Here is a 22,623-nt window from a genome sequence, read left to right as displayed (position 1 = left end):
TGTATATAAAATACATCAAGCAATCAACGCTTTATCTCAAAGAAAAATTTAATTTTAAAAGCATGAATGAAAGAGTCTATACAAAATAAAAACCTACCACCCTTTAAGACTGCGATATTATTATGGTGGTTAGGCTTTATTGATTTCCCTAAGACCCGCTAGCAATAGCATAAGTACCCAACAAGGTAAGGAGCCAAAAAACCGTGCCAATAGTTAGCCAAATATAATTAAGGAAAGTTAATTTATCATTAGTACTACCGCTCACATCATCACTTGCATAGTTTGCGAGTGACTGAGCTTTACATAGACACCAACAGGTAACCGGTAATAACAAGAAGCTCATATATAGAGATAAAGGAAGTAGGTAGCCATTTTCTACGAATTGACCGCTTATATTGCTCGTTATTGTCGCGATGATAAATATTGTTGCTAGGTAGCCTATACTTTTTGGTGCGTTACCTTTTTTCATTTCATACTTCATTTCAAAGAGGGAAAATAAAGAATGGGCAAAAAAAACACAAAAAATTGCTCTCATAATGGGCCACATGTCTTCATTGGTACTTCGTTTATAATTATTCCAGTGTTTGAAGAACCAATAAACAGCATACAATCCAAACGTGCCTATGTATAAAAAGAGGAACTTTTTTGGTGACACGGTATAAAATTCCATTTCAGTTGCTTGAACTTTTTCTACTTGATGCAGCTCAATGCGTTGTTCCATTTTAAGTCCTTTTTAGAGCAAATTGTAAACGACCTAATATCGAGCGATTACGTCGCTTTTATCTTTTACCTATTATTAACAATTTTTTTATCACTTACTAGAACTAAACCAGGTTAGTTTTCTCCGTTTTGTGCTAATAAGCGAATCTGAAACAGCACATTGTGTGCCCAGGTTGATTATCCAGACTACCTCTACAGACTTCCTCTGATGGTCTATTCTTTTACTCGTACACGCGCAGTACGTACAGATACTTCCCTCATCTTAAGGATCAAATCAATGAAGATAGTCACTTACACCATGGTATCAGCAGTACTTTTAGCGTCGTCGTTTGCTGTCGCGGCAGAGGCAAAAAATCCACAGCAGGCGTGCTGGGGCCAGGCAACCAAGGTCTTTGCACAAACCGGTGTTATGGGTGAGCACAGCAGTGAGCAACCTACACCGAGAATGGGTTTACGCAATTTAGCGCGCTTATTATATGAAGCCGGAATTATCGATGATGACACTATGGAAGCCTTGGGCCAATTTGTCGCCGATGAACTTGGTCTTTCCATAGACGCTTGTATGTACTAGCTAGGTTGCATTGGTCCGCTGCTCATGCAGTAGATTAAGCCATTTAACTGCTCACATACGACCGAATCATAAATAAATAGCCACCAGCGTTACTAGGTCCTGGTGGCTAAATTGCAAAACAGCCCTTCTCTACTCCAGCCCCTTGCCCTACACAGCTAACAGCAATAAACGCACACACTGATTGAGTTAATTGTAGAAACATAGATAATATAACAAAAACAATAACAACAACTTAACAATGAGTTCTTTCCAAGAAACATATGACCAGGATATTAAAAACCTGGAACAGCAATGGCTGAGTGAGCGACGTACGGCCTGCGGCCTAAATAGCGATAACAATAAAGACGCCAAAGCGCTGGCTTTTTCCGGTGGCGGTATCCGCTCGGCAACCTTTAACCTCGGTGTACTACAGGCATTGGCGAAAAATGACCAACTGAAACAGTTCGATTATCTGTCTTCGGTGTCCGGCGGCAGTTACATCGCCACTTCCTTTACCTGGTTTAAATCTCGCTTCCCCAGTCGGTTCCCCTTTAGTACCAATTGCCATGATCGGCGCTCAAGCGATATTCTCGGTTGGTTAAGGGCACACAGTAGTTTTCTAACCCCAGGATTTGGCGTCAATAAAAGCTCGCTGTTAACGGCTATCTTAACCGGGACCCTGATCAATCTGTTGATCATGGTGCCCGTACTGCTGCTGCTACTCTTTTTGTTAAGTTATGAATTTTCTACAAACCTCTCTGCACTGGCCATACATCCTCCCTTTAACGGTTTTTCGTTATTACGTGCCGCTGGCCTTATAACCTTGATAGCCAGTTTTGGGGTGATGTTAATAACCGCCATCAGCACGGGCTTTGAGTCTACGCGGGCGAACCACCGCACCGAGACGCTCAGATATTATTTGAGTAACCTCTTCCCCTTTGCCCTAGCGCTGCTAGCTTTTGGCTATATCCCTATATTTCATAAGTTTTTTGAGCGATTTGCGGAATGGCTGGTGCATACCAGCTTTAGTATTTCTTTGCTTGGCATCCTCATTACCCGCTATGCGGCACACAGAAACGGCCGTGCCGATATTAAATATTCGCTGACCAGCGTACTAATAGATTTAGGCCTGCTGCTGACCTGTTTTGGTTTTGTGATGATCAGTTATCACTTCGCCGTGCAATGGGAATTGTTACCCACCATTTTTTATCCCTTACTGTTTTTGTCGCTGTTCTTGGTATTGGGCTGTAATATCAATGCCGTATCTATGCACGGCTATTACCGAGACAGGTTAAGAGATGCCTTTATGCCCTGTCATTTGAGCAAGCAAGATGTGAACGAAGAGATATGCCAGCAAACTTCCAGTTATGATCAGCAACTTCTCTTGGGCCAGCTCAAAGCCACGGACGCGCCGTTTCCCATTATTAATTGCAACATTGAATTGCTGGGCTCCACCAATGCGAAATATAAGAACCGCGGCGGCGACTGCTTCACTCTGACCCCTTTATATTCTGGCTCTGACAGCACTGGGTATAGGGCGACTCAGGATTACATGGGAGGTAAGTTGGACCTGGCCAGCGCCTGCGCCATTTCGGGCGCAGCCATCGCCACCAATACGCCGATGACCCGCTCTAAACAGCTGAACTTTATCATGTCACTGCTGAATCTGCGTTTGGGCTGCTGGTTGAAAAACCCAAATAAACCCACCAAGCCGGCAAACTTCTTCAATAAGCCCTGGTGGTATCTATACATGTTCAAAGATATGTTCGGCCAGGGCTTGAACGAACAACAGTCCTATATTCACCTCTCCGATGGCGGCCACTTTGAAAACCTAGCCTGCTACGAGTTGATACGCCGTAAATGCAAACTCATCGTTTGTTGTGACGCCGGTGCCGATCCCAACTACCAGTATCAGGACCTGGCCAGGCTCATTAAGCTGGCTCGGGTCGATTTTGGCGCCAAACTTGCCATTGATGTCAGCGCCATTAATCAAACAGAGGCTACATCCAATATTGCCTGGTCGGAAGGTAAAATTTCCTATGACGATGGCAGCTACGGACGCTTTATCTATGTGAAGGCCAGCATGATCCAGCAGGTAAATGAAGAGCTGAAGAGTTATAAACGAATAAACCCGGATTTCCCACACCAGAGCACCAACAATCAATTTTTTGATGAAATGCAGTTTGAAGCCTACCGGGAGCTGGGCTTCCAACTTGCTCATCAAATGCTTAAGTCGGTCGACTTAACGACCACAACCACCAGCGGAGAGCTATAATGTCCAGTTTTTTATGTTCTAACTTTGAAATAGTCTGTGATCAACTGGGCTACCCGGAAGGTCCCGTCTATATGCAAGACGGTAGCGTGTTGCTGGTTGAAATTAAAAATCAGCAATTAACCCGGGTTTCCCCCAAGGGTGATAAATCGGTCGTTGCCAAAATAGCCGGTGGCCCCAACGGCGCAGCCATAGGGCCTGATGGTCAGGTCTATATCTGTAACAGTGGTGGCTTTGAGTGGCTACCGGTGCCCCTGCCAAAACAAACCTTGTTTATCGGCACCGGGAAGTCGGCAGACTATAAAGGTGGCAGCATAGATAAGGTCAATTTAGCGACGTCCAAGGTAGAGACCTTATATACGAGTTGCCATACCGGCCGGCGCTTAGATATGACCAAGATGCAGTGGCAGGACCAGCCCCTTACCCCCGAGTTTAAGCTGCGCGGGCCAGACGATTTGGTTTTTGATACCCAAGGTGGTATGTGGTTTACCGACTGGGGCAAGGACGATGGCCGAGCCCGAGATATCACGGGTATTTATTATGCCGCTCCGGACGGCAGCGCTATCAAACAAATGGTCTTCCCGTTAAATGCACCAAACGGCATCGCCCTGTCTCCCGATGGCAAGCGTCTGTACACGGTGGAAACCTATACACGACGACTGCTGTACTGGGAGCTGTCGGCCCCCGGTGAAATTGCCCCAAACCCCAACTCGCTCGATGGCACTTACCTGCTGACAGGCTTTGAAGGCCAGGCTATTTATGACTCCATGGCGGTCGATGAGCTGGGTAACCTGTATCTGGCCACCATGCTACCGCAAGGCAATAACCCCTTTAGCAATGGCGGTATTACGGTGGTGTCTCCCGAGGGAGAGGTACTGGAATATATCGAGATCAATCTGGGTGAAGGTCTGTTTGCGCCGCTGCCCTCGAATATCTGCTTTGGTGGCGAAGACAATAAAACCGCTTATGTCACCTTGGGTGCCAGCGGCATGTTGGTAAAAGCACAAATGAAAAATTCCGGCTTAACATTGGCGTTTAACGGCTAGTTCGGGAATAACTCGGTGGAGGGGCTCTCCCCTCTTCCTTCTAACCTTGGTTAATACAATGACATTCATAAAAATAACAAAACGTATCCTGCTCTATGTGACGGGTGTAATCGTACTGGCTGGCCTTAGCCTATTTGCCTTGGTGCATTATCCCGCCTCGCAAATCCCGGACTATGTGCCGACAGAAGAAACCCGCTATCTGGATCAGGGCTGGGGGCTCGAGGCACATTCACCCGAACGTCAAACCTACTATTACACACCACAGGGCACCAGCTTAAAGGGCATAGAATATGACTGGCTGGCGCACCTGGAAATGCCCTGGGGCGAGACGCGATTTGCTGACCCAGGACATTTAAAGGCCTATGGCTTTATCGTAGATGACACCCCAAGTCCTGAAAACCCCTATCAATACCCCTTGGGCTTTACCAAACACTTCGACCAGGCATCGGGCAGCGAACTGCTGGATTTAAGCTGCGCTGCCTGTCATAACGGTCAGCTCAACTACCGAAAAGACGGCAAACATTATGCACTGCGCATCGATGGCGGCCAGGCCATGCATGCCTTTACCACCATGAAACTGGGTCACTTTGTGCCAACCCTGGTGGCGTCGATGACCAGTACCTATCTCAACCCGCTTAAATTTGATCGCTTTGCTACCCAGGTACTGGGCGAGCAATATAACGACCACAACAAGGCCGTCCTCAGGAAAAAATTCGGCAAAGTCTTAATGCGCTTTTTAACCCAGGGCTTTAACGATACCAGTAAAGGCTTGTATCCGGTGACCGAGGGCTTTGGCCGCACCGATGCCCTGGCGCGCATCGGCAATACCGTTTTTGGCGATAATCTGTCGGCAGAAAATTATCATAAGGCCACCGGCCCGGTTAACTACCCGCCGCTTTGGAATATCTGGAAATTTAACTGGGTGCAATATGGCGCATCGGTAAAGCAGCCCATGGCGCGTAACATGGGTGAAGCACTTGGGGTCGGCGCGCACATTGCACTGACCGACAGCTATGGCAATCCATTACCTCCTGAGCAGCGTTTTGATTCCTCCGTGTTGCCCGAGCAAATCTTTACCATAGAAACTACCTTGCAAAAGCTCACGCCACCGCAGTGGCCGGAAGATATTTTTGGCTCGGTAGATAAAATCAAAGCGGCCGAGGGACAACAGCTGTTTCAGCGCCATTGCGCCGGTTGTCATGGTCCACACCCGGCCAGTGACCTGGTTAAACAAATCGAAACGCCATTAAAAGGCAAAGACCAACCGCTGTGGATAATGAGCGAGCTCGCCGTTAATGAAGTCGGCACAGACCCCAATGCCGCCTATAACTTTCTAAACTACCGCTTCGACCTCAGTAAAACGGGCTTAAGTAACAGCGAAATTGCGCAGAAAGTCCGGGCAATGAATATCAGGCAGTTACAACGACTGGCCAAGGTGCTTCTTAACTCGCCGCGCCTTGAGCAGTTTTTGCAACAACCTCAGCCACAAGCCGAGGCGTTAACCTTAACGACCAACTGGATAAGCGACCATCCGCAGCAATACCAGGATATAGAGCAACGCTTTAACAACTGGCAAAACAAGTACGCCAAATTAGCGGATCTGGATAAGCTCATTGCTGAGCAAGGCGATAATGATGTTCAGCAAGACATCAAAACCGCCCTTATCCAGCAACAGCTGCGCTCCTTGGACGATGCGTTAGCCAAGCTCAGTGTGGACACGCTCAGTCTGGGTGAAGCACTCAACATTACCGGCATCTATTTAAGAGAGAAGTACTATCAAGACAAAAACTTCTCGCCGCAAAAGCAAGCCTGTATGGACGGCTTTGGCGCCTTGGATTTGCCGCAACAAAAAATGATCTACAAGGCCAGACCCTTAGAAGGCATTTGGGCCACACCGCCGTTTTTACATAATGGTTCGGTACCCAATATCTACCAACTGCTCTCGCCTGTGTCAGAGCGCGATAGCCAATTTTGGGTTGGGCAAAGGGAGTACGATCCCGTGCATCTAGGTTATGTGACCGAAAAAGAAGCGGGCCATGCCTTCTTGTTTGATACCCAAAAAGACGGCAATAAAAATATCGGACATGAATTCAGGGATGGCTATATTCCCTACCAGCCGGGTAATCCGCCCCAATATGGTGTCATCGGCCCGGCCTTAACGCCGGCACAGCGCCTGGCCATTATCGAGTATTTAAAAATACATAAAGACTCCCCTGATGCCGAGCACCCAAGCACGTCAGCAGCAAACCCATCAACTCAGTGCGAAGGCCTGTAGAGGAACAAGATGAAAAAACTGATAGTCTTTTGCCTAACCGGCGTCATTGCGCTGATCGCGGTGTTATTTGTCATTAACCAGGACAAAAAGCAAAGCAGCCTGGGGATTGTTATTCCAGCCGATGAGCAAACCCATATCGCCGATATTATTTCATCGGCGGTACAAATGGTGGATCGCAGCCAGGCGGCCACGGCGCCTGCCCCATACCACAGAGATGTCCATGCGAAAGCCCACGGATGTGTGAAAGCAACCTTCAGCGTTGCCGAACTCACGGATGCGCGCTTAAGGCATGGGGTATTTGCCGAGCCGGGTCAATATCAGGCCTGGGTTCGTTTTTCCAGCGGCGATACCCGACCCCAAGCGGATGGCGTCAAAGATGCCAGGGGCATGGCCATTAAAGTCATGGGCGTTGACGGTAAAAAGCTGCTGCCGCTGGAGCAGGATGCACAAACCCAGGACTTTGTTATGATCAACAGCGATGTGTTTTTTATTAAGGACGTCGCCGAATATGCCAAGTTTATGCAATACCAGGCACAAGGCAGCAAGTTTGGTTACTTTTTCAATGACTTTAACTGGAACATTTTTAAGTGGCACCTGAGGTCGCTCTACCTCGGCGCTAAAACCCTCAAGACGGCGCCGGACAGCCTGCTAACCGAGCAATATCATAGTCTCTCGGCCTATCGTCTGGGCCAAGAGCAGTTTATGAAATACAGCGCCAAGGCCTGTACGAGCAACACTGCCATCGCCGTAAACCGAGATAAGCCCAACTTTTTACGCCAGGAACTGAGCAAAAACCTTGGTCAAACCGGCGCCTGTTTCGACTTTATGGTGCAACTGCAAAATACGGATAAGTACATGCCGGTGGAAGACACCACGGTAAAGTGGCAGAGCGAGGACTCACCCTTTATTAAGGTCGCACGGGTTGAGATACCCGAGCAGCACTTTGATACCCAGGAGCAAAATAAGTTTTGTGAAAACCTGTCTTTTACCCCTTGGCATGCCGTAAAGGCGCTGGAGCCTGTCGGCGGGATCAACCGCTTACGCAAAGCGGTGTACAACGGCGTCTCCCGTTATCGCCATGATAAGAACGGCCAGGAGATGTTCGAGCCAAAGGGCTGGTGCCTCAAGCTCGACGGCAGTGAGTGCGAAGCCGAGTAATGCTAGCTAAACGCTAGAGCGGCTTCTTTGTCCTGGCCATGGTTTATGACCTTATTGCGTCCTGTTTCTTTGGCGCGATACAAGGCGTTATCGGCACAGGTAAGCAAGCCCATCAGACAAGGGGTGTCGGGTGTTTTTTCCGCGGCGCCGATACTCACGGTAAAGGTCAGCGGCGCCTCGTCGGGAAGCTCGATTTGAATCGCGCTAATGGCGTGGCGCAGGTTTTCAGCCACTGCCAGGGCACTGCTAATATCGGTTTCCGGCAGCACCATCACAAACTCTTCGCCACCATAGCGCGCCAGTGAATCACTGGCTCTCAGGTTCGCTTTTAGCGTTGCGGCCACTTGCTTTAACGCTTCGTCGCCGACCAGGTGACCATACACATCATTAATCTTTTTAAAGTAATCAATATCCAGCAGCAGCAACGACAAAGGGTGCTCATAGCGCTTGGCGTTTTCGAATAGCTCTTCGCCAATCATCATGAACATGCGACGGTTGTTGATCCCCGTTAGCGCATCGGTTGCGGCGATGGCCTTTAACTCTTTTTGGTAAAGATCTATGTTGTGGCTGAGTAAGGCCATGATGAAATAGGTTTCAATCATGGTTACGTAGATCACCGAATAAAATAACAGGCGTTCGGATTGGCCATCGAGCGAAATAACGGGCGCCGTGTCCCCCGCCTCGGAGCATAAATAAAAGAGAATGCCGCCAGCTAAACTAAAGATAAATTTTTCCACTCGATCGTTTTCGTTAAAGAGCAGAAAAACCCCCGGGGTGATAATGAGATAATAAAAATGAAAACCAGCGCCAACGCCAAAGGTATACACACTAAAGAGGTAAACATGCGCCATCAGTACGGTAAAAAACCACACCTTGGCCCCTCGGTAGTAGCGTTTATGGGAGAACAACAACCCCAAGCCGTAACAGGCAACAAACACCAAGTTAATAGCGGCTACTGAGGTCTGGTTTAAAGAAAGAAGAAAGTACAGAGCGTACAACAGGGCAACCACACAGGTCACCACGGTAACCAGGTTGGTGGTTTGCACCTTAGTTGCTTCAACGTGTTCAAGGCGGTCCGTGCCTATGTTTATAAAACCCAGGTGAACAAGTTTTTTTATCATAGGGAGTTATTTTTACCGGCGGCGCTGTGGCCACACTTTATTGTTGTTTGCTTATTCTGCCATAGCCTTTGATGATTTGTTACTGAATATAGCAAAAAGTTTAACGCCTTTTTTACCTGGCTTGGTGGCCTGTTTCCCTTCCAAAGGGGTAATTCGTCGCTACTTGCACAGCGCCGATTAATACACCCAGGGGAGCAGGCGATATTTAACCCGCCGCGCATACTCACTGTACCCCAATAACTCCTTGTGCAAAGTTGTATCTTCTAATTGGGTTCTTATTAGGGTAATAACCGTGGCAAACGCCGTTGGCAACAAGGTCCAAAGCGAATCAAGCGCCAGCACTATGCCAAATAGCGCTAATACACTGCCGGCATAACCGGGATGGCGAATAAAGCGATAGGGGCCGGTATCACACACCACATGGCCTCGCTCAGTTTGAATGCGCACTACGCTGATAAAGAAGCGGTTCTCTACCAAGGCCCAGGTAGCGATGCCGTAGCCAAGGGCAACCAAAATAAAGCCCGACCAATTAAGCCACAGGGGAAACGCAGCGGACCACTGAAACCTGTGGTCCAGAGCGGCCACTATGATCATCGGGAAACCTATGCTTATGGCCATTAAAGGGGCGAGTACCTTGTCCCAGGGTTTGGCTTTTTTAATGCTCGCGAGGCTTTTTCTTTGTGCCACTAATCCGGGGTTCCTTTTCTCCGCCAGCATATGGCCGCCAACGCCAAAAGCAAACACCAGCGCCGAATAGACCCAGGCCTGCCACCAACCAAGGTCAAAACTGCACACAAATAGAATCAGAGGGAAGGAAAGATACAGCAAGATCAAATCGAGCCATTGACGCAGGGACATGCTTTTAAGCGCAACATTATTGGATGAATTGGCTGACATATGCGCCCCAAAATGAGTGTTGAAAGCGAGACTAACCGAGCGAGTTAAGTAATACGCTTACCCTGCTAATCCGTGCACATGGCGTATTCGGCGACCCCATCTCGAATGCGTTGATAACAGCCGCAGGGGTCGTTATCCACACTGCATTGGCCAACCACGACGCTGCCTTCGGCCACAAAGTCACCCACAACTAGGCAATGGCCCTGACAATCCGTGCCCGTGGTACACTGCTTGCCCGCATCCGGGTAAGTGTAAATGCAGGCGGGGATGGCATTCATGCACACGGTTTTTATCACCCCGCCCTTTTCAAGGCAGGCGAGGACATCAATGCGTGACAGGGCATCGGCGCGCATTTGCTCCAAGGTACCGTCCGGGCTCTCATTCGCGGCAAACAAGCCTGACGAAAATAATAAGGCAATAGTGAGTATCCAGTATTTCATAATTCCAACGTCTAATTATCACTGCGGCGTCGGGCTCTGTGTGTAAGCGTTGAACCCGGACGCAATTATTCGGCGAACCTTTGCTAATTATAGATTCAAATACTAATTGTCACTCGAATTACAGGTGCTAAGTCGTTACTATTTAGCAAACACATTATTCGAGAAAAAACCTTAGATGATCGAACAAGAAATAGCCCAGGTAGAGCGCTACTACCAGATGGCGATAGATTTCCTTGTGGCCTACAGCGCCCAACTGGTATTGGCCTTGATATTACTGGTGTTTGGCCTGTGGTTGGCGCAACGGGTGAGCCGCTGGATATTTACCCTGATGCAGGGCCACAAAATTGACATCACCCTGTCCACCTTTACCAGCAACATGGTTCGGGTCCTACTCATTGTGACCTTTGTGGTCATCGCCCTAGGTAAGGTAGGAATAAGCGTCACGCCTTTCGTCGCCGCCATAGGTGCCGCCTCTTTGGGCGCCGGCCTCGCCCTGCAAGGCATGCTGTCAAACTATGGTGCGGGTCTGGCCATCATTGCCACCCGTCCTTTTGTGGTGGGTGACACCATTACGGTTAAGGGAGTCACCGGTCAGGTGAGCGCGATCGAGCTCGGCATGACCCATTTACGCGATGAAGATGAAGTGGAGATCACCATTCCCAACAAGCATATTGTTGGCGAAATCATTCATAACTCCTTCGATTATTCGCTCGAAGAAGGCACCATTGGCATTGCCTATGATGCCGACTATGAACAAGCAGAAGCGCTGATCCTAGAGGTGCTTGCCTCGCAGGGCGAAGTTGCACAGACCCCCAAACCTCAGGTAGGTATCAACGAATTTGCCGACAGCAGTGTGGTGCTTTTATATCGCTATTGGGCGCCGACCAAGGCCAAGGTAGCCACCCGACTGGAAATCAACAAGGCGGTCTTTAAGGCCTTACAGCAGGCCCATATTGACATCCCCTTCCCCCAGCGTGTGGTTACCCTCAAGCACGAAGCCCAATCTTAAGTTTTTTAATCACGGGCACGCCTAGTCGTGCCCGCACTCTTAGACACTGCCACCCTAGCCCGCACCAATAGGCTATACTCATAGCAAATAAAAAGTGTTTAAAAACAGGGCGTAAATATGTTCTTCGGTTTAATGTCGGCAAATATCCACAATAAAGTTCCTCTCGCCGTGGCCATGCTGCTGCTTATTGCTATTGCACTGATGGTGATAATGCTTGCAGACAAGCCCGCGGATGTTGGCCCTGTAGCCAGCGCCGAGGTTAACCCCCCGCTCACGCCCTCGCAGGCGCGCTTAAAAGAGACCCCGGATCTGCTTAGCCCCGACTTTATCGCGACCAAGGGCAGTCATTGTGAAAAGTATTATCTCATTTATAAGCAGGAGCCGACCCAGCACAACGAAGTGCTGGCCAGGCAGGTTTGCCGTAATTTTAATTGAAGCCGGGTACACAGACACAAGGGTACTTTTGGCCCCGGCCCCAGGCTAAAACATCAATATACAACTCAATACAAACTCATGTATGATTATGAAGTTATGAATTAAATGTTACTGTCGAGCCAAAATGATGAACGGGAAAGATAATAACTGGATCCTTGTAGTAGATGACGACACCGAGTTGGCGCAACTGGTGGCGGGTTTTCTTGAAACCAACGGCTATAAAACCAAAATTGAGCACAACGGCCTCAAAGCGGTGCAAACCATTATCACCGAGCAGCCGGCCCTGGTGGTGCTCGACGTTATGCTGCCAGATATGGACGGCCTGTCAGTTTGTCGCCAGGCACGCTATGGTTACCCTGGTTTAGAGGGCACCTACGACGGCCCTATCCTCATGCTGACCGCGCTCGACAACGACATCGATGAAGTAGCGGGCCTTGAAACTGGTGCCGACGATTATCTGGCCAAACCGGTACGCTCACGTGTCTTGCTTGCCCGGGTGCGTGCCCTGCTGCGCCGTAACCCCCATGAGGCGCCTGCGCCAATGCCAAGCAGCGAGCCTCAGCCCGAAGAAAAGGCAGAAGACGAAGCCTTGATCAAATTTGACGACCTGGTGATAGATAAAAAATATCAAAGCGCCGAAAAAGATGGCAAGGTGGTGGATTTGACCACCGCGGAGTTTGAATTGCTAGCCTTATTAGCCAGCAACCCCGGAGTGATCTGCGACCGGGAGTTTATTTCCGAGCATTTTGCCAAGCTAGGTTATGAAAGCTCCAACAGAACCATAGACTTGCGCGTGTCACGGATCCGCAAAAAGCTTGGCGACGACAACAATCCTTCGACTAGAATTAGAACTATCCACGGTAAGGGTTATCTCTTCGTAGGAGATAGATAATACGATGCGCTTTAAACTGTTATTACTACTCTGTTTGCTTCTAGGTACCGGGCTTTGGCTTAGTACCTCGGTGCAGGGTAGTGATAACGAAGAACAAAGCAGCGTTGCCCAACTCGAAGCGCAACTGCCTCAGGCCAAGGGCAGAGAAAAAGGCGAGATTTTAACCGAGCTGGTGGAAGCCTACCGGGATAACAATCCTCCGCTTAGCTTGGAATATGCACAGCAGGCCTTGTCGAGTTTTGCCAAGTACCCGGATGAAAAGCGCCATATAACGGTCCTCAATAATATGGCCTGGGCTCATATTACCCTGGGGCAGTACGAACAGGCACAGGCTCGCACCAATCAAAGCCAGGCCCTATCAAAAGAAGTCGATTATAAACGCGGTCTTTATGTGTCTGTTACCATGCAGGGGATCATCTATTGGCGCACCGCCGATTACCAATCGGCATTGAAAAACTTTGAACAAGCCCTCGAAATAGCCAAGGAACAACAAGATACCCGGGGTATCGCCAATACCACTAATTATATCGCCATCATTCACCAAACCCTGGGCGAGCCAAAAAAAGCACTCGAGTATTTTCAAAGTGCCTTTGAGATGCAGCAACAAATAGGCGAAGAGAAAAGCATCGCCGTGTCTCTCAATAACCTCGCCAATATTCACGGTACCAGTGGTAACTATAGTTTAGCCCTTGATTACCAATTAAAATCACTGACCATTCGCGAGCGTATTAACGATGTTCCCGGTCTCGCTCAAGTGCTCGGCAACATTGGCCTCACCTACTTCTATCTCGAAGACTATGATATGGCGCTGTCTTACCTACAGCGGGCACTGGGTTATTACGAAACCTTGCAGGACAAGCTTGGCATTGCCGAAATGCTCACTAACTTGGGGGCCGTGCACCAACGTAAACATCAATTCGATGCCGCACTGCATCAATATCAATCCGCCCTGGCACTTGCCCAGGAATTGGATGATGTCGCCATGATGTCACGGATCAAAATTGATATCGCCAGCGCCTATATAGAGTTAGGCGATGCGGATTTGGCTCAGGAGTACGCCGAGCCGGCACTGCAAAAAATTATCAATCTAAAAATTATCCCCCTGCAGGCGAATGCGTTATTGGTCAGTGCGAAAATAGCCAAGCTTAAAGGTGAGACCACCCAAGCGATCCATTTAACCAATCGCTCTATAGAGGTGGCTACGGATGTTGAAGATAAGCGCATGGTGCGCGATGCCTATCAGTATCTTTATCAAATTTATAAGGACAGGGGCGATCTGGCTCAAGCCCTTTATTACCTGGAATTGTTTAAACAGGTCAATGATGAGATGTTTAACTCCGAGAGCGATCAACGGGTCGCCTTCTTGTTAAGCCATTTCGAAGCGGAAAAAAGAGAACAGCAAATCAAACTCTTACAAGCGGATCAAAGTTTAAAGCGCAAAGAGATTGAGCAGCAAAGGTACACCCGCAATGTCTGGATTGCCTCCTTGTGTGCCAGCTTCGCCTTTATTCTATTGTTCGTTAACCGCATGCATCAAAATAAGATAAACCGCTCGTTAAATGAAAACATCAAATCCCAGCGCGAGTTGATCCAAGCGGTTGCCCATGAATTTCGAGCGCCTTTGGCGCGAGTGCAATTGGCCTTCGATATGTTGGAAGACTCTCTGGTTGCCGACAACACCAAGTTATTGAGCACCAAGATTAATGATGGCCTGACCGAGCTGGAAAAACTGATCAAAGAAGCGCTGGACTTTATCCAGCTTGAAAACAAGTCGCGGGCACTGCACACCAGCGAGCTAAAACTTGGCAACATGCTCTCGCGCTTGCTTGAGTCTCATGTCGACCTCTATCCGGACATACATTTCGAATTGACCGAAAAAGGCGCACAGCCTTGTCTCGTGCATGCCGACAGCCATCAGCTTAACCGAGCCGTTTCCAATATTGTTCGCAACGCCGCCCGCTTTGCTGAAACCCAAGTGCATGTCACCTTGAATAATCAATCTCAACATTATGAGATCTGTATTGAAGATGATGGCCCGGGTATCCCGGTTGCCGAGCGACAGCGTGTTATCGAACCCTTTGTGCGCCTCGACCTCAGTCGTTGTCGTGATTCCGGCGGTGTCGGCCTGGGCCTGGCACTAGCGAAAAAAATAAGTGAAGCTCATGGTGGTAAACTGATCGTTGGCTCATCCACGCTAGGTGGCGCCAAACTTACGATTCGTTGTCCGAAAAAGCCGCCACCGAGTAATAATGCCTGAGCACCTGAGTTTGGGCGACGCTTAGCTCTTTAAAACAATGCTCTCCTGCTACTTGCAGCATAAACAGTGCACCGTCTAGGTGCTGTCAAGGTGCCAATCTCCTCGCACTCACAGTCCCCTTTTTAGCTAACAACCGCTTTGATATACAAGTTTGCTGTTTTTTAATGTTAATTTTATCGCTGCGTCTGATCGAACAATTTCCATTATTTTCCGTTACTTATCATCCAAAAGCAGGATTTTTTAGACAGTTTTTTGTCATTACTGTGTATAAAAAGTTAAATTTATTTGATCTTTAGTGTCTATATGTATATAAATGTATATGTTGAGTCATTGAAATGATTCCTCATTCCTCTTCGAGGGAAGGGATCACGTTATATTTTTTAGCAAGTTCAAATATTTATGCCTGAGCACCAGAAGCCGCAAAGATAAATAGCATTGAACACCAACTTGTAGGTCATACGCGTTTTCGCGGTGTACGGACAACACCAAGGTAACGCCACCCCCTACACACATTGGAGCAAAGTTATGAAAGTAACAAAAATAGCGAGCGCCTTAGCGGCATTAACACTTAGCGCAGCAGCAAGCGCACAAGCAGACGATTCTCGTTTCGTAATCCAGGTTGATAACAACAGTAAAGGCGTTATCAAAGCATTAGCCGTTCAGTCTGGCGCAGAAATTAAAGTAGACGGCGAAGGTTTCTTTGCTGCTAACTTCCCAGGCATGGACCTTTCTCAGGTTAAGGGTGTTCTTAATAACCCACATGTAAAACTTATCGAAAAAGACCAAATCCGTAAGCCATTTGCGTTATACAACGACGATGCTGGTAACCCTATGACCAGCCAGCTTACACCTTACGCTGTATACCAGTCACAAGCTAACCAGGTACCTTTTATTGCCGGCGCCGGCATGAAAGTATGTGTTATCGACTCAGGTCTTGATAAGTCAAACCCTGACTTTAACTGGGCCGGTATCACGGGTGATTATGACCCAGGCACAGGCGATTGGAATGTAAACGGTGGCCCACACGGCACCCACGTAGCCGGTACCATTGGTGCCAGCGATAACGAATTCGGCGTTGTGGGTATGGCCCCAGGCGTTGAAATGCACATTATCAAGGTATTCACCGAGCGCGGTTGGGCTTACTCATCAGATCTTGCCCATGCTACTAACCTATGTAGCCAAGCCGGTGCCAATATCATCAACATGAGCCTAGGTGGCGGCGGTAGCAACAACGTCGAAGCCAACGCCTTTGCCGAGTTCAGTGCCAATGGTGGTCTTATCGTCGCTGCAGCGGGTAACGATGGTAACTCAGCTGCGTCTTATCCTGCAGCCTACCCTGCGGTAATGATGGTTGGCGCCAACGACGCCGATAACAACATTGCACCGTTTTCTCAGTTTCCAAGCTGTACAACCGGTCGCGGTAAGCGCGCTACCTTCGATGAAACCATCTGTGTTGAAGCAACGGCCGGCGGTGTTCAAACGCTTTCTACCTACCCAGCGGGCATGGCGGATATTGCGTCGCTAAGCGCTGACGGTACTTTCTATGCTTCTGCAGGCATGGAAAACGATGGTGAAGCGACGGCTGCAGGCTATTTCATGGGCACGGCAGAGTCAGTAGACGCCGGTGCACAGGGCCATATCTGTGTTATCGACCGCGGTAACATCAGCTTCCACGATAAAGTAGCAAACTGTGAAGCCTCTGGCGGTGTTGGCGCGGTTATCGTTAACAACGTTGACGGTGTACTGTATGGCACCCTGGGTGATATGAACAGCACATCTATCCCTGCAATTGGTGCAGACCTTGCTGACCGTGATGCATTTTTGAATGCCGCTTCAATCTCAGTAAGTGTTACTCCTTCTGCTTACGGTTACATGAGCGGTACGTCTATGGCTTCACCAGCGGTAGCCGGTGTTGCGGCGCTAGTTTGGTCAAACCACACCGAGTGTAGTGGTGAGCAAATCCGTGACGCATTGAAGATGACCGCCGAAGACCAAGGCGCAGCCGGTCACGACGTATACTTCGGTTACGGTATCGTTAAAGCCAAGGCCGCGCACGATTACCTAACGCAAAACGGCTGTGGCAACACCCCAACTCCGGGTGAGCTATCACTTAGCGCCACACATACCTTTGCCAAAGGTAAAAACCAGGTAGAGCTTGTTGCCCTGGGTGCGTCTTCGGGTAGTGCTGATATCTACCGTGATGGTGCCAAGATTGCCACTGTTGCTAATGGCGCGCAGTACAACGATACCTTCTCACGTAAGGTAAGCGGCACATTCACTTACAAAGCCTGTGACCAAAACACCACAGACTGTACTGCTGAGCAAGTAATCTCTTTCTAAGCAGAAACCCTTTTCTAGTTGGACCTTAACCAAAGCAGTGTGCTCATCCCCATTGAGCCGCTGCTTTTTTCTTTTTAGCCCCCACTATTTTCCCATTTAACGCCCCCATACATACAAGGCCCGCCCATGCCAAGGGCCACACAAGTTCAGTGCGATACTCCAGGCGCGGCAATAAAGTACAAGCCAGCGCGGGCATACTACGACTCATGTCTATAATGTCATACCGCCCTTAATTACAGCCCCATCAGCTGCCACAGTGAGCGACTGGGCTTTGAGCACACCGCTCCCCTGTCTCATTGTCCCTAAGGCAAGACAGAGCGCCTGTCGCCCAGACTCAGTTTTTTGTATACAGCGTATACATCTTCTTTGGTTGGCTCTAAGTGCATTAGGCTGAAATACAAGTTTATATACAATTGAGCAATTTCCAGGCGCCTCTCAGACCTGGCAAAGCTCTCTGCCACCCGTGCATAAATAACGCGCAACACTGCATAAATACTGGTTTTATAGGACATTTGTCCTGCTAACAATTCTATTGCAATTTGCACATCAATAGACAAAAACACGAAATTCTTCCGATGAATAAAAAATAATTTGTCATTTTCCTGTAATAAAAACCTCTTTTAAATCATACCGCTGCATACTTCCTATACATTTTTTATAAATAAATGTGAATTTTTTACGTCATTTTTATTGATCATATACAAACGAAGGTATATAACTATATACATTCGCATACAAGAAGTGCGAGCGTGCGACTTACAGGGAGAATGAAGTGGGTACGTACAAATGAACCAACCATAAGTTAAATTTACAAACAACAGGAGATCAGATGATGAAAACGCCCAAGAAGTCATCTTCCAAACTAATCAAAACACTAGTAGGTACTACACTACTAGCTGGTATCAGTCCTGTTGCTTTAGCAGTAGCGCAAGCGCCACACAAAGCAGCACCAGAATACGATCAACAAACTGTTATCGTTAAGTTCAAAGAAAGAGTAGCTAAGAAAGAGCGTAAAGAGCTTTCTCGTAACCTTGGCGTATCTTTCAAAGATAAAAACAACGACGGTGTTGATGACCGCCTACGCAACATTGCTAACGGTCGTCTTGCGGTACTAGATCTTGGTAAGGGCCGTTCAGTAGATGCTGTATTGGCTAGCCTTAAAAACCACCCACTTGTAGAGTACGCTGAGCCTAACTTCATCGTTAAGCACCAAGCTGTTCCAAACGACCCTAGCTATGCAAACCTTTACGGCATGCAAAAAATCTCTGCCGAAGCGGCATGGGATTACACCATCGGTGATGCATCAGTAATCGTGGGTGTTATCGACACAGGTTTCGATTTCCAACACCCTGATCTTGTAAATAACATCTGGCGCAACCCTAACGAGATCCCTGGAAACGGTATCGATGACGACGGTAACGGTTATATCGATGACATCCACGGTATCTCAGCCATCCTAGACAATGGTAACCCTCAAGACACAGGCCTTCACGGTACTCACGTAGCCGGTACTATTGGTGCTCAAGGTGACAACAACCTAGGTGTTGTTGGTGTGAACTGGCGTACCAGCATGGTAGGTTGTAGCTTCCTGGGTTCAGGTGGTGGTACCCTTGCCGACGGTGTTCAGTGTATCGACTATATGATCGGTCTTAAAAATGCCGGTAACAACGTTCGCGTTCTTAACAACAGCTGGGGTGGCGGTGGTTTCACGCAAACGCTTAAAGATGCAATCACGGCAGCCAACAACGCCGATATGCTATTCGTAGCGGCAGCAGGTAACGATTCATCTGATATCGATCCAGGCGGTTTCTACCCTGCAGGTTATGACGTACCAAACGTAATGGCCGTTGCTTCTACCGACAGCCAAGACAACCTATCTGGTTTCTCAAACTTTGGTGACGAGCTAGTACACATTGCCGCTCCTGGTCACTTCATTGTTTCAACCGTTCCTGGTGGTGCATATGACACACTAAGCGGTACTTCAATGGCCACGCCTCACGTAGCCGGTGCAGCAGCGCTTCTATTATCTGGTAACCCAGACCTAACTACTGCGCAGCTTAAACAGGTTCTAATGAGCACGGGTGATGACGTAGCCGCATTACAAGGCAAAACCATCAACGGCAAGCGCATGAACGTGTTTAATGCCTTGGCTGATTCAGGCGGTACAGGTCCTTCATTCTTTATGAATGCAACGCCTTCGTCTGCAACGGTTAACCAAAGCGAAAGCCAAGACTTCGTTATCGACCTGACCGCTGCCGGTGGTTTCTCAGGCGATGCGACTCTAAGCCTGTCTACTGTTCCAGCTTTAGATGCACAAGTGCTATTTAGTCAAAACCCTGTTGCTGCTGACACAGCCACAACTATGACTATCAACACTACAACTGCAACTGCTCCTGGTACGTACCAAATGACGGTGACTGCGGTAGACGGTGATATCACTAAAACATTACCTCTAACGCTACGTGTATGGCCTGAAGGCAGCACGTCTACGAGCTTCAGCAACAACGAAGCGGTATTGATTGCCGACGATGCACCAGAAGCACCAGCTGAGAGCGTAATCAATGTACCTCATGAAATGATTATCACTGAGGTTGCAGGTCACGTTGACATCACTCACGACAACATCGCTGACCTAGTGATCAAGCTAGTAGCACCTAACGGTAAAGAGTCTGTACTTCGCAGCTTCGAAGGCCAAGCGGGTAACCGTCTTGAGATGGACTTTGTAAACTACGACCACGAGCTTGATAACGCCCTAGGTAACTGGACGCTACAAGTAGAAGACCACAACAACAACAACGCCGGTATTCTAAACAACTGGACGTTGAAGCTAAGCGGCGCGCCTTTAGGTGCTACTGACTTCGCTCCTAACGTGTCTATCGCAACTCCTGAAAACAACAGCGCCTTCCTTGTTGGCGAAACTGTAAGTTTCTCTGCAAATGCAAGCGACACTGAAGATGGCGACCTAACTTCAACTGTTGTATGGACGTCAAGCGTGGATGGTGTTATCGGCAACGGTGCAAGCTTCACTAAGTCTGACCTATCTGCTGGCGACCACGTAGTAACGGCTTCTGTTACCGACTCAGCGGGTCAAACGACTAACCAGAGCATCGAGTTCTCTGTAGCAGCTGCCAACACTACGGTAAGCGGTTCTAACAACACAGCCATTGCACTTCCTGAGTGGGGCGGCCGTGTATTCACTGAAATCGACCTACCTACCGGTGTTGCTATCGATGCGCTAGAAGTGTCTGTAAACATCTCTTACGATTCAGTTCAATACTTGAACGTTTGGTTACAGTCTCCTGCTGGTACTCTAGTGAAGCTAGTAACTTGGCGTGATTTCTGGAATAAAGACCTTATCCATACCTTTACTCCAGTAGAATTCGCAGGTGAGTCAAGCAAGGGTAAATGGCGTCTATACGCAGAAGATACGTCAAGCTACACCATGAACGGCGTACTTAACAGCTGGAGCATCTCAGCATCTAACGGTGACGCGATACTTCCACCACCGGCTGAAAACCAAGCGCCTGAAATGACTATCAATGCACCTATGGGTGGCACTAGCTTCAACCTAGGCGACAGCATCACCTTCGACGGTACTGCAATTGACGCAGAAGATGGCGACCTAAGCGCAGGTATCAAGTGGTACGATAACTTCAACGGCCTAATCGGTACTGGTGCACTATTCAGCATCGACACGCTTGGCGCTGGTGACCACATCGTGACTGCAGTGGCTACTGACTCGCAAGACGCGTTCGACCAGGCACAAGTAAGCTTCACTGTGGTAGACGCTCCGGCTAACGTAGCACCTGTAGCTGACTTCAGCTTCGCCGCTACTGACCTGGACGTACAGTTCACTGACCTATCTGGTGACACTGACGGTGCGGTAACAACTTGGTCTTGGGACTTCGGTGACGGCGCTAGCTCAACTCTAGCTAACCCTTCACACAGCTACACAGCTGCGGGTACTTACACCGTAACCCTAACTGTAAGCGATGATGACGGTGCCGAGCACTCAATCACTAAAGACGTAACTGTGACTGAGCCTGTACCAGAGCCAACAATCTTTGTACAAGGTGACGCTGAAACTTCTGGTGACCGTGTAGTAGCAAGCCTATCTTGGACTGCACAAACTGCAACTGAGTTTGATGTATACCGTGACGGTGCACTAATTGACTCAGGTGTAAGAAAGACAAGCTACACAGATCGCTTTAACTCTACTGCGACTAGCTTCACTTACCAAGTATGTGAAACTGGCGCTACTACCAACTGTTCTTTAGAAGAAACCATCGTGGCTTCTCCTAAGTCAAAAGGTAACGGTAAACGTAAGTAAGCTGTAAACCCTGGGAAGGCTCTCTAGAGCCTTCCTTTTTCTTCTTAATTTACGTTTAACATAAGAGCGTAAATCAACAAGAGAAAATAGGGATGGTTATTAATATTCGAAAACCTGGGAGCTTTATTGTGGCTAATCTTTCAACCCTGATCCGCTATCCACTGATAGCAACCGCAACCCTAGCCTGTTTGCTGGCAAGCGACGCTGACGTTAATGCAGCACACAATATGGATATGAATGACAGCTATGCGCTGCACACCACAGGCTCGTCAATCGGCTCTCAATGGCAACTTAGCAACCCTCTTTTTCCAAACAACCCGCTGCGTTTCGCATCGCGCACCCAACTGCCTTATGCAGCCAAAAGCATAGATACCTTGGTTGGCGAGAGCATTTCAGGTGGTACACCGACAGCAGCCAACAAAGAACCTAAATTAGACCCACAATTCAATTTGCATTGCGCCAGCTCGGTACTCACCATCAACGCCGGCGAGACCGCCACATTCAACTGTAACAGCCGTATCGTCGATGGTTTTAGCGGCACATTGCGACTCTCACTCGCTTCTTCGTTACCCGGGGCAAAACTGTCGCACCGCGAAATCAACGCGGGCATCCCTTTTACCCTGGAAGTGCCAACCAAAAACAAAACTCAGTGGGGTGATTATGTCTTTACCCTCACCGCCCACAAGGATAGCCAGCTAAAACAACAGGCCGTAACCTTAAAGATTCTGCCCCCGGGCGTACAAACCTACAGCTTTAACAATGCTAGCGAGATGACCATAGTCGATAATGGCGCCACAGCTCAAGAGAGCGAGATTTTTGTGCCGCATCATCTAAGCACCTTCTCTTTAGAAGTGGAGCTGACCGTTCGCCATAGCTGGCGC

16 protein-coding genes are annotated in these 22,623 nt (G+C 48.6%); 12 read left to right on the top strand and 4 right to left on the bottom strand.

Annotated elements, in window-relative coordinates; translation table 11 throughout:
• Positions 1-148: 148 nt before the first annotated feature.
• Positions 149-721, bottom strand: coding sequence for a hypothetical protein (locus tag C2M36_RS06855; RefSeq protein ID WP_105254285.1), 573 nt, complete (start codon positions 719-721; stop codon positions 149-151).
• 276 nt (positions 722-997) lie between these two features.
• Between C2M36_RS06855 and C2M36_RS06850 the strand changes: the two genes are divergently transcribed.
• From C2M36_RS06850 to C2M36_RS06830, 5 genes are all read left to right on the top strand, one after another.
• Positions 998-1,291 (top strand): hypothetical protein, encoded by a 294-nt coding sequence (locus tag C2M36_RS06850; RefSeq protein ID WP_105254284.1) that lies wholly within the window; start codon positions 998-1,000, stop codon positions 1,289-1,291.
• Positions 1,292-1,529: 238 nt separating this feature from the next.
• Positions 1,530-3,545: a patatin-like phospholipase family protein gene (locus tag C2M36_RS06845; protein WP_105254283.1), complete on the top strand. Its 2,016-nt coding sequence runs from the start codon at positions 1,530-1,532 to the stop codon at positions 3,543-3,545.
• Positions 3,545-4,588, top strand: coding sequence for an SMP-30/gluconolactonase/LRE family protein (locus C2M36_RS06840; RefSeq protein ID WP_105254282.1), 1,044 nt, complete (start codon positions 3,545-3,547; stop codon positions 4,586-4,588). The genes C2M36_RS06845 and C2M36_RS06840 overlap by 1 nt, the downstream gene beginning before the upstream one ends.
• A 58-nt stretch (positions 4,589-4,646) precedes the next feature.
• A complete protein-coding gene (locus C2M36_RS06835) occupies positions 4,647-6,863 on the top strand; it encodes a c-type cytochrome (RefSeq protein ID WP_105254281.1) in 2,217 nt (738 codons plus the stop codon).
• A gap of 9 nt (positions 6,864-6,872) precedes the next feature.
• The gene (locus C2M36_RS06830) at positions 6,873-8,021 is read left to right on the top strand and encodes a catalase family protein (protein ID WP_105254280.1); all 1,149 of its coding nucleotides are present in this window, start codon (positions 6,873-6,875) and stop codon (positions 8,019-8,021) included.
• Positions 8,022-8,023: 2 nt separating this feature from the next.
• Here the strand turns inward: C2M36_RS06830 and C2M36_RS06825 are convergent, their stop codons facing one another.
• From C2M36_RS06825 to C2M36_RS06815, 3 genes are all read right to left on the bottom strand, one after another.
• Positions 8,024-9,142 carry a GGDEF domain-containing protein gene (locus C2M36_RS06825; protein ID WP_105254279.1) on the bottom strand — a complete coding sequence of 373 codons (1,119 nt, stop codon included), beginning with the start codon at positions 9,140-9,142 and terminating at the stop codon, positions 8,024-8,026.
• Between the two features lie 177 nt (positions 9,143-9,319).
• Positions 9,320-10,039, bottom strand: coding sequence for a methyltransferase family protein (locus tag C2M36_RS06820; protein ID WP_105254278.1), 720 nt, complete (start codon positions 10,037-10,039; stop codon positions 9,320-9,322).
• Positions 10,040-10,104: 65 nt separating this feature from the next.
• Positions 10,105-10,479 carry a hypothetical protein gene (locus C2M36_RS06815; protein WP_105254277.1) on the bottom strand — a complete coding sequence of 125 codons (375 nt, stop codon included), beginning with the start codon at positions 10,477-10,479 and terminating at the stop codon, positions 10,105-10,107.
• Between the two features lie 175 nt (positions 10,480-10,654).
• Between C2M36_RS06815 and C2M36_RS06810 the strand changes: the two genes are divergently transcribed.
• The 7 genes from C2M36_RS06810 to C2M36_RS06775 form a co-directional block, all read left to right on the top strand.
• Positions 10,655-11,488: a mechanosensitive ion channel family protein gene (locus C2M36_RS06810; protein WP_105254276.1), complete on the top strand. Its 834-nt coding sequence runs from the start codon at positions 10,655-10,657 to the stop codon at positions 11,486-11,488.
• A 117-nt stretch (positions 11,489-11,605) separates the two neighbouring features.
• A complete protein-coding gene (locus tag C2M36_RS06805; RefSeq protein WP_105254275.1) occupies positions 11,606-11,923 on the top strand; it encodes a hypothetical protein in 318 nt (105 codons plus the stop codon).
• Positions 11,924-12,047: 124 nt separating this feature from the next.
• Positions 12,048-12,815, top strand: a complete 768-nt coding sequence (locus tag C2M36_RS06800) for a response regulator transcription factor (protein ID WP_234399110.1) — start codon at positions 12,048-12,050, stop codon at positions 12,813-12,815.
• Positions 12,816-12,819: 4 nt separating this feature from the next.
• Positions 12,820-15,072 carry a tetratricopeptide repeat protein gene (locus tag C2M36_RS06795; RefSeq protein WP_105254273.1) on the top strand — a complete coding sequence of 751 codons (2,253 nt, stop codon included), beginning with the start codon at positions 12,820-12,822 and terminating at the stop codon, positions 15,070-15,072.
• Between the two features lie 525 nt (positions 15,073-15,597).
• Positions 15,598-17,412 (top strand): S8 family serine peptidase, encoded by a 1,815-nt coding sequence (locus C2M36_RS06790; RefSeq protein ID WP_105254272.1) that lies wholly within the window; start codon positions 15,598-15,600, stop codon positions 17,410-17,412.
• An 829-nt stretch (positions 17,413-18,241) separates the two neighbouring features.
• Positions 18,242-21,742: a S8 family serine peptidase gene (locus tag C2M36_RS06780; protein WP_105254270.1), complete on the top strand. Its 3,501-nt coding sequence runs from the start codon at positions 18,242-18,244 to the stop codon at positions 21,740-21,742.
• Between the two features lie 128 nt (positions 21,743-21,870).
• On the top strand, positions 21,871-22,623 hold a 753-nt coding region (locus C2M36_RS06775; protein ID WP_158678868.1), incomplete at its 3' end, for a hypothetical protein.

The sequence above is a fragment of the Pseudoalteromonas sp. T1lg75 genome (assembly GCF_002964705.1).
GTDB lineage: Bacteria > Pseudomonadota > Gammaproteobacteria > Enterobacterales > Alteromonadaceae > Pseudoalteromonas.
This window is presented reverse-complemented; position numbering and strand designations above follow the sequence as displayed.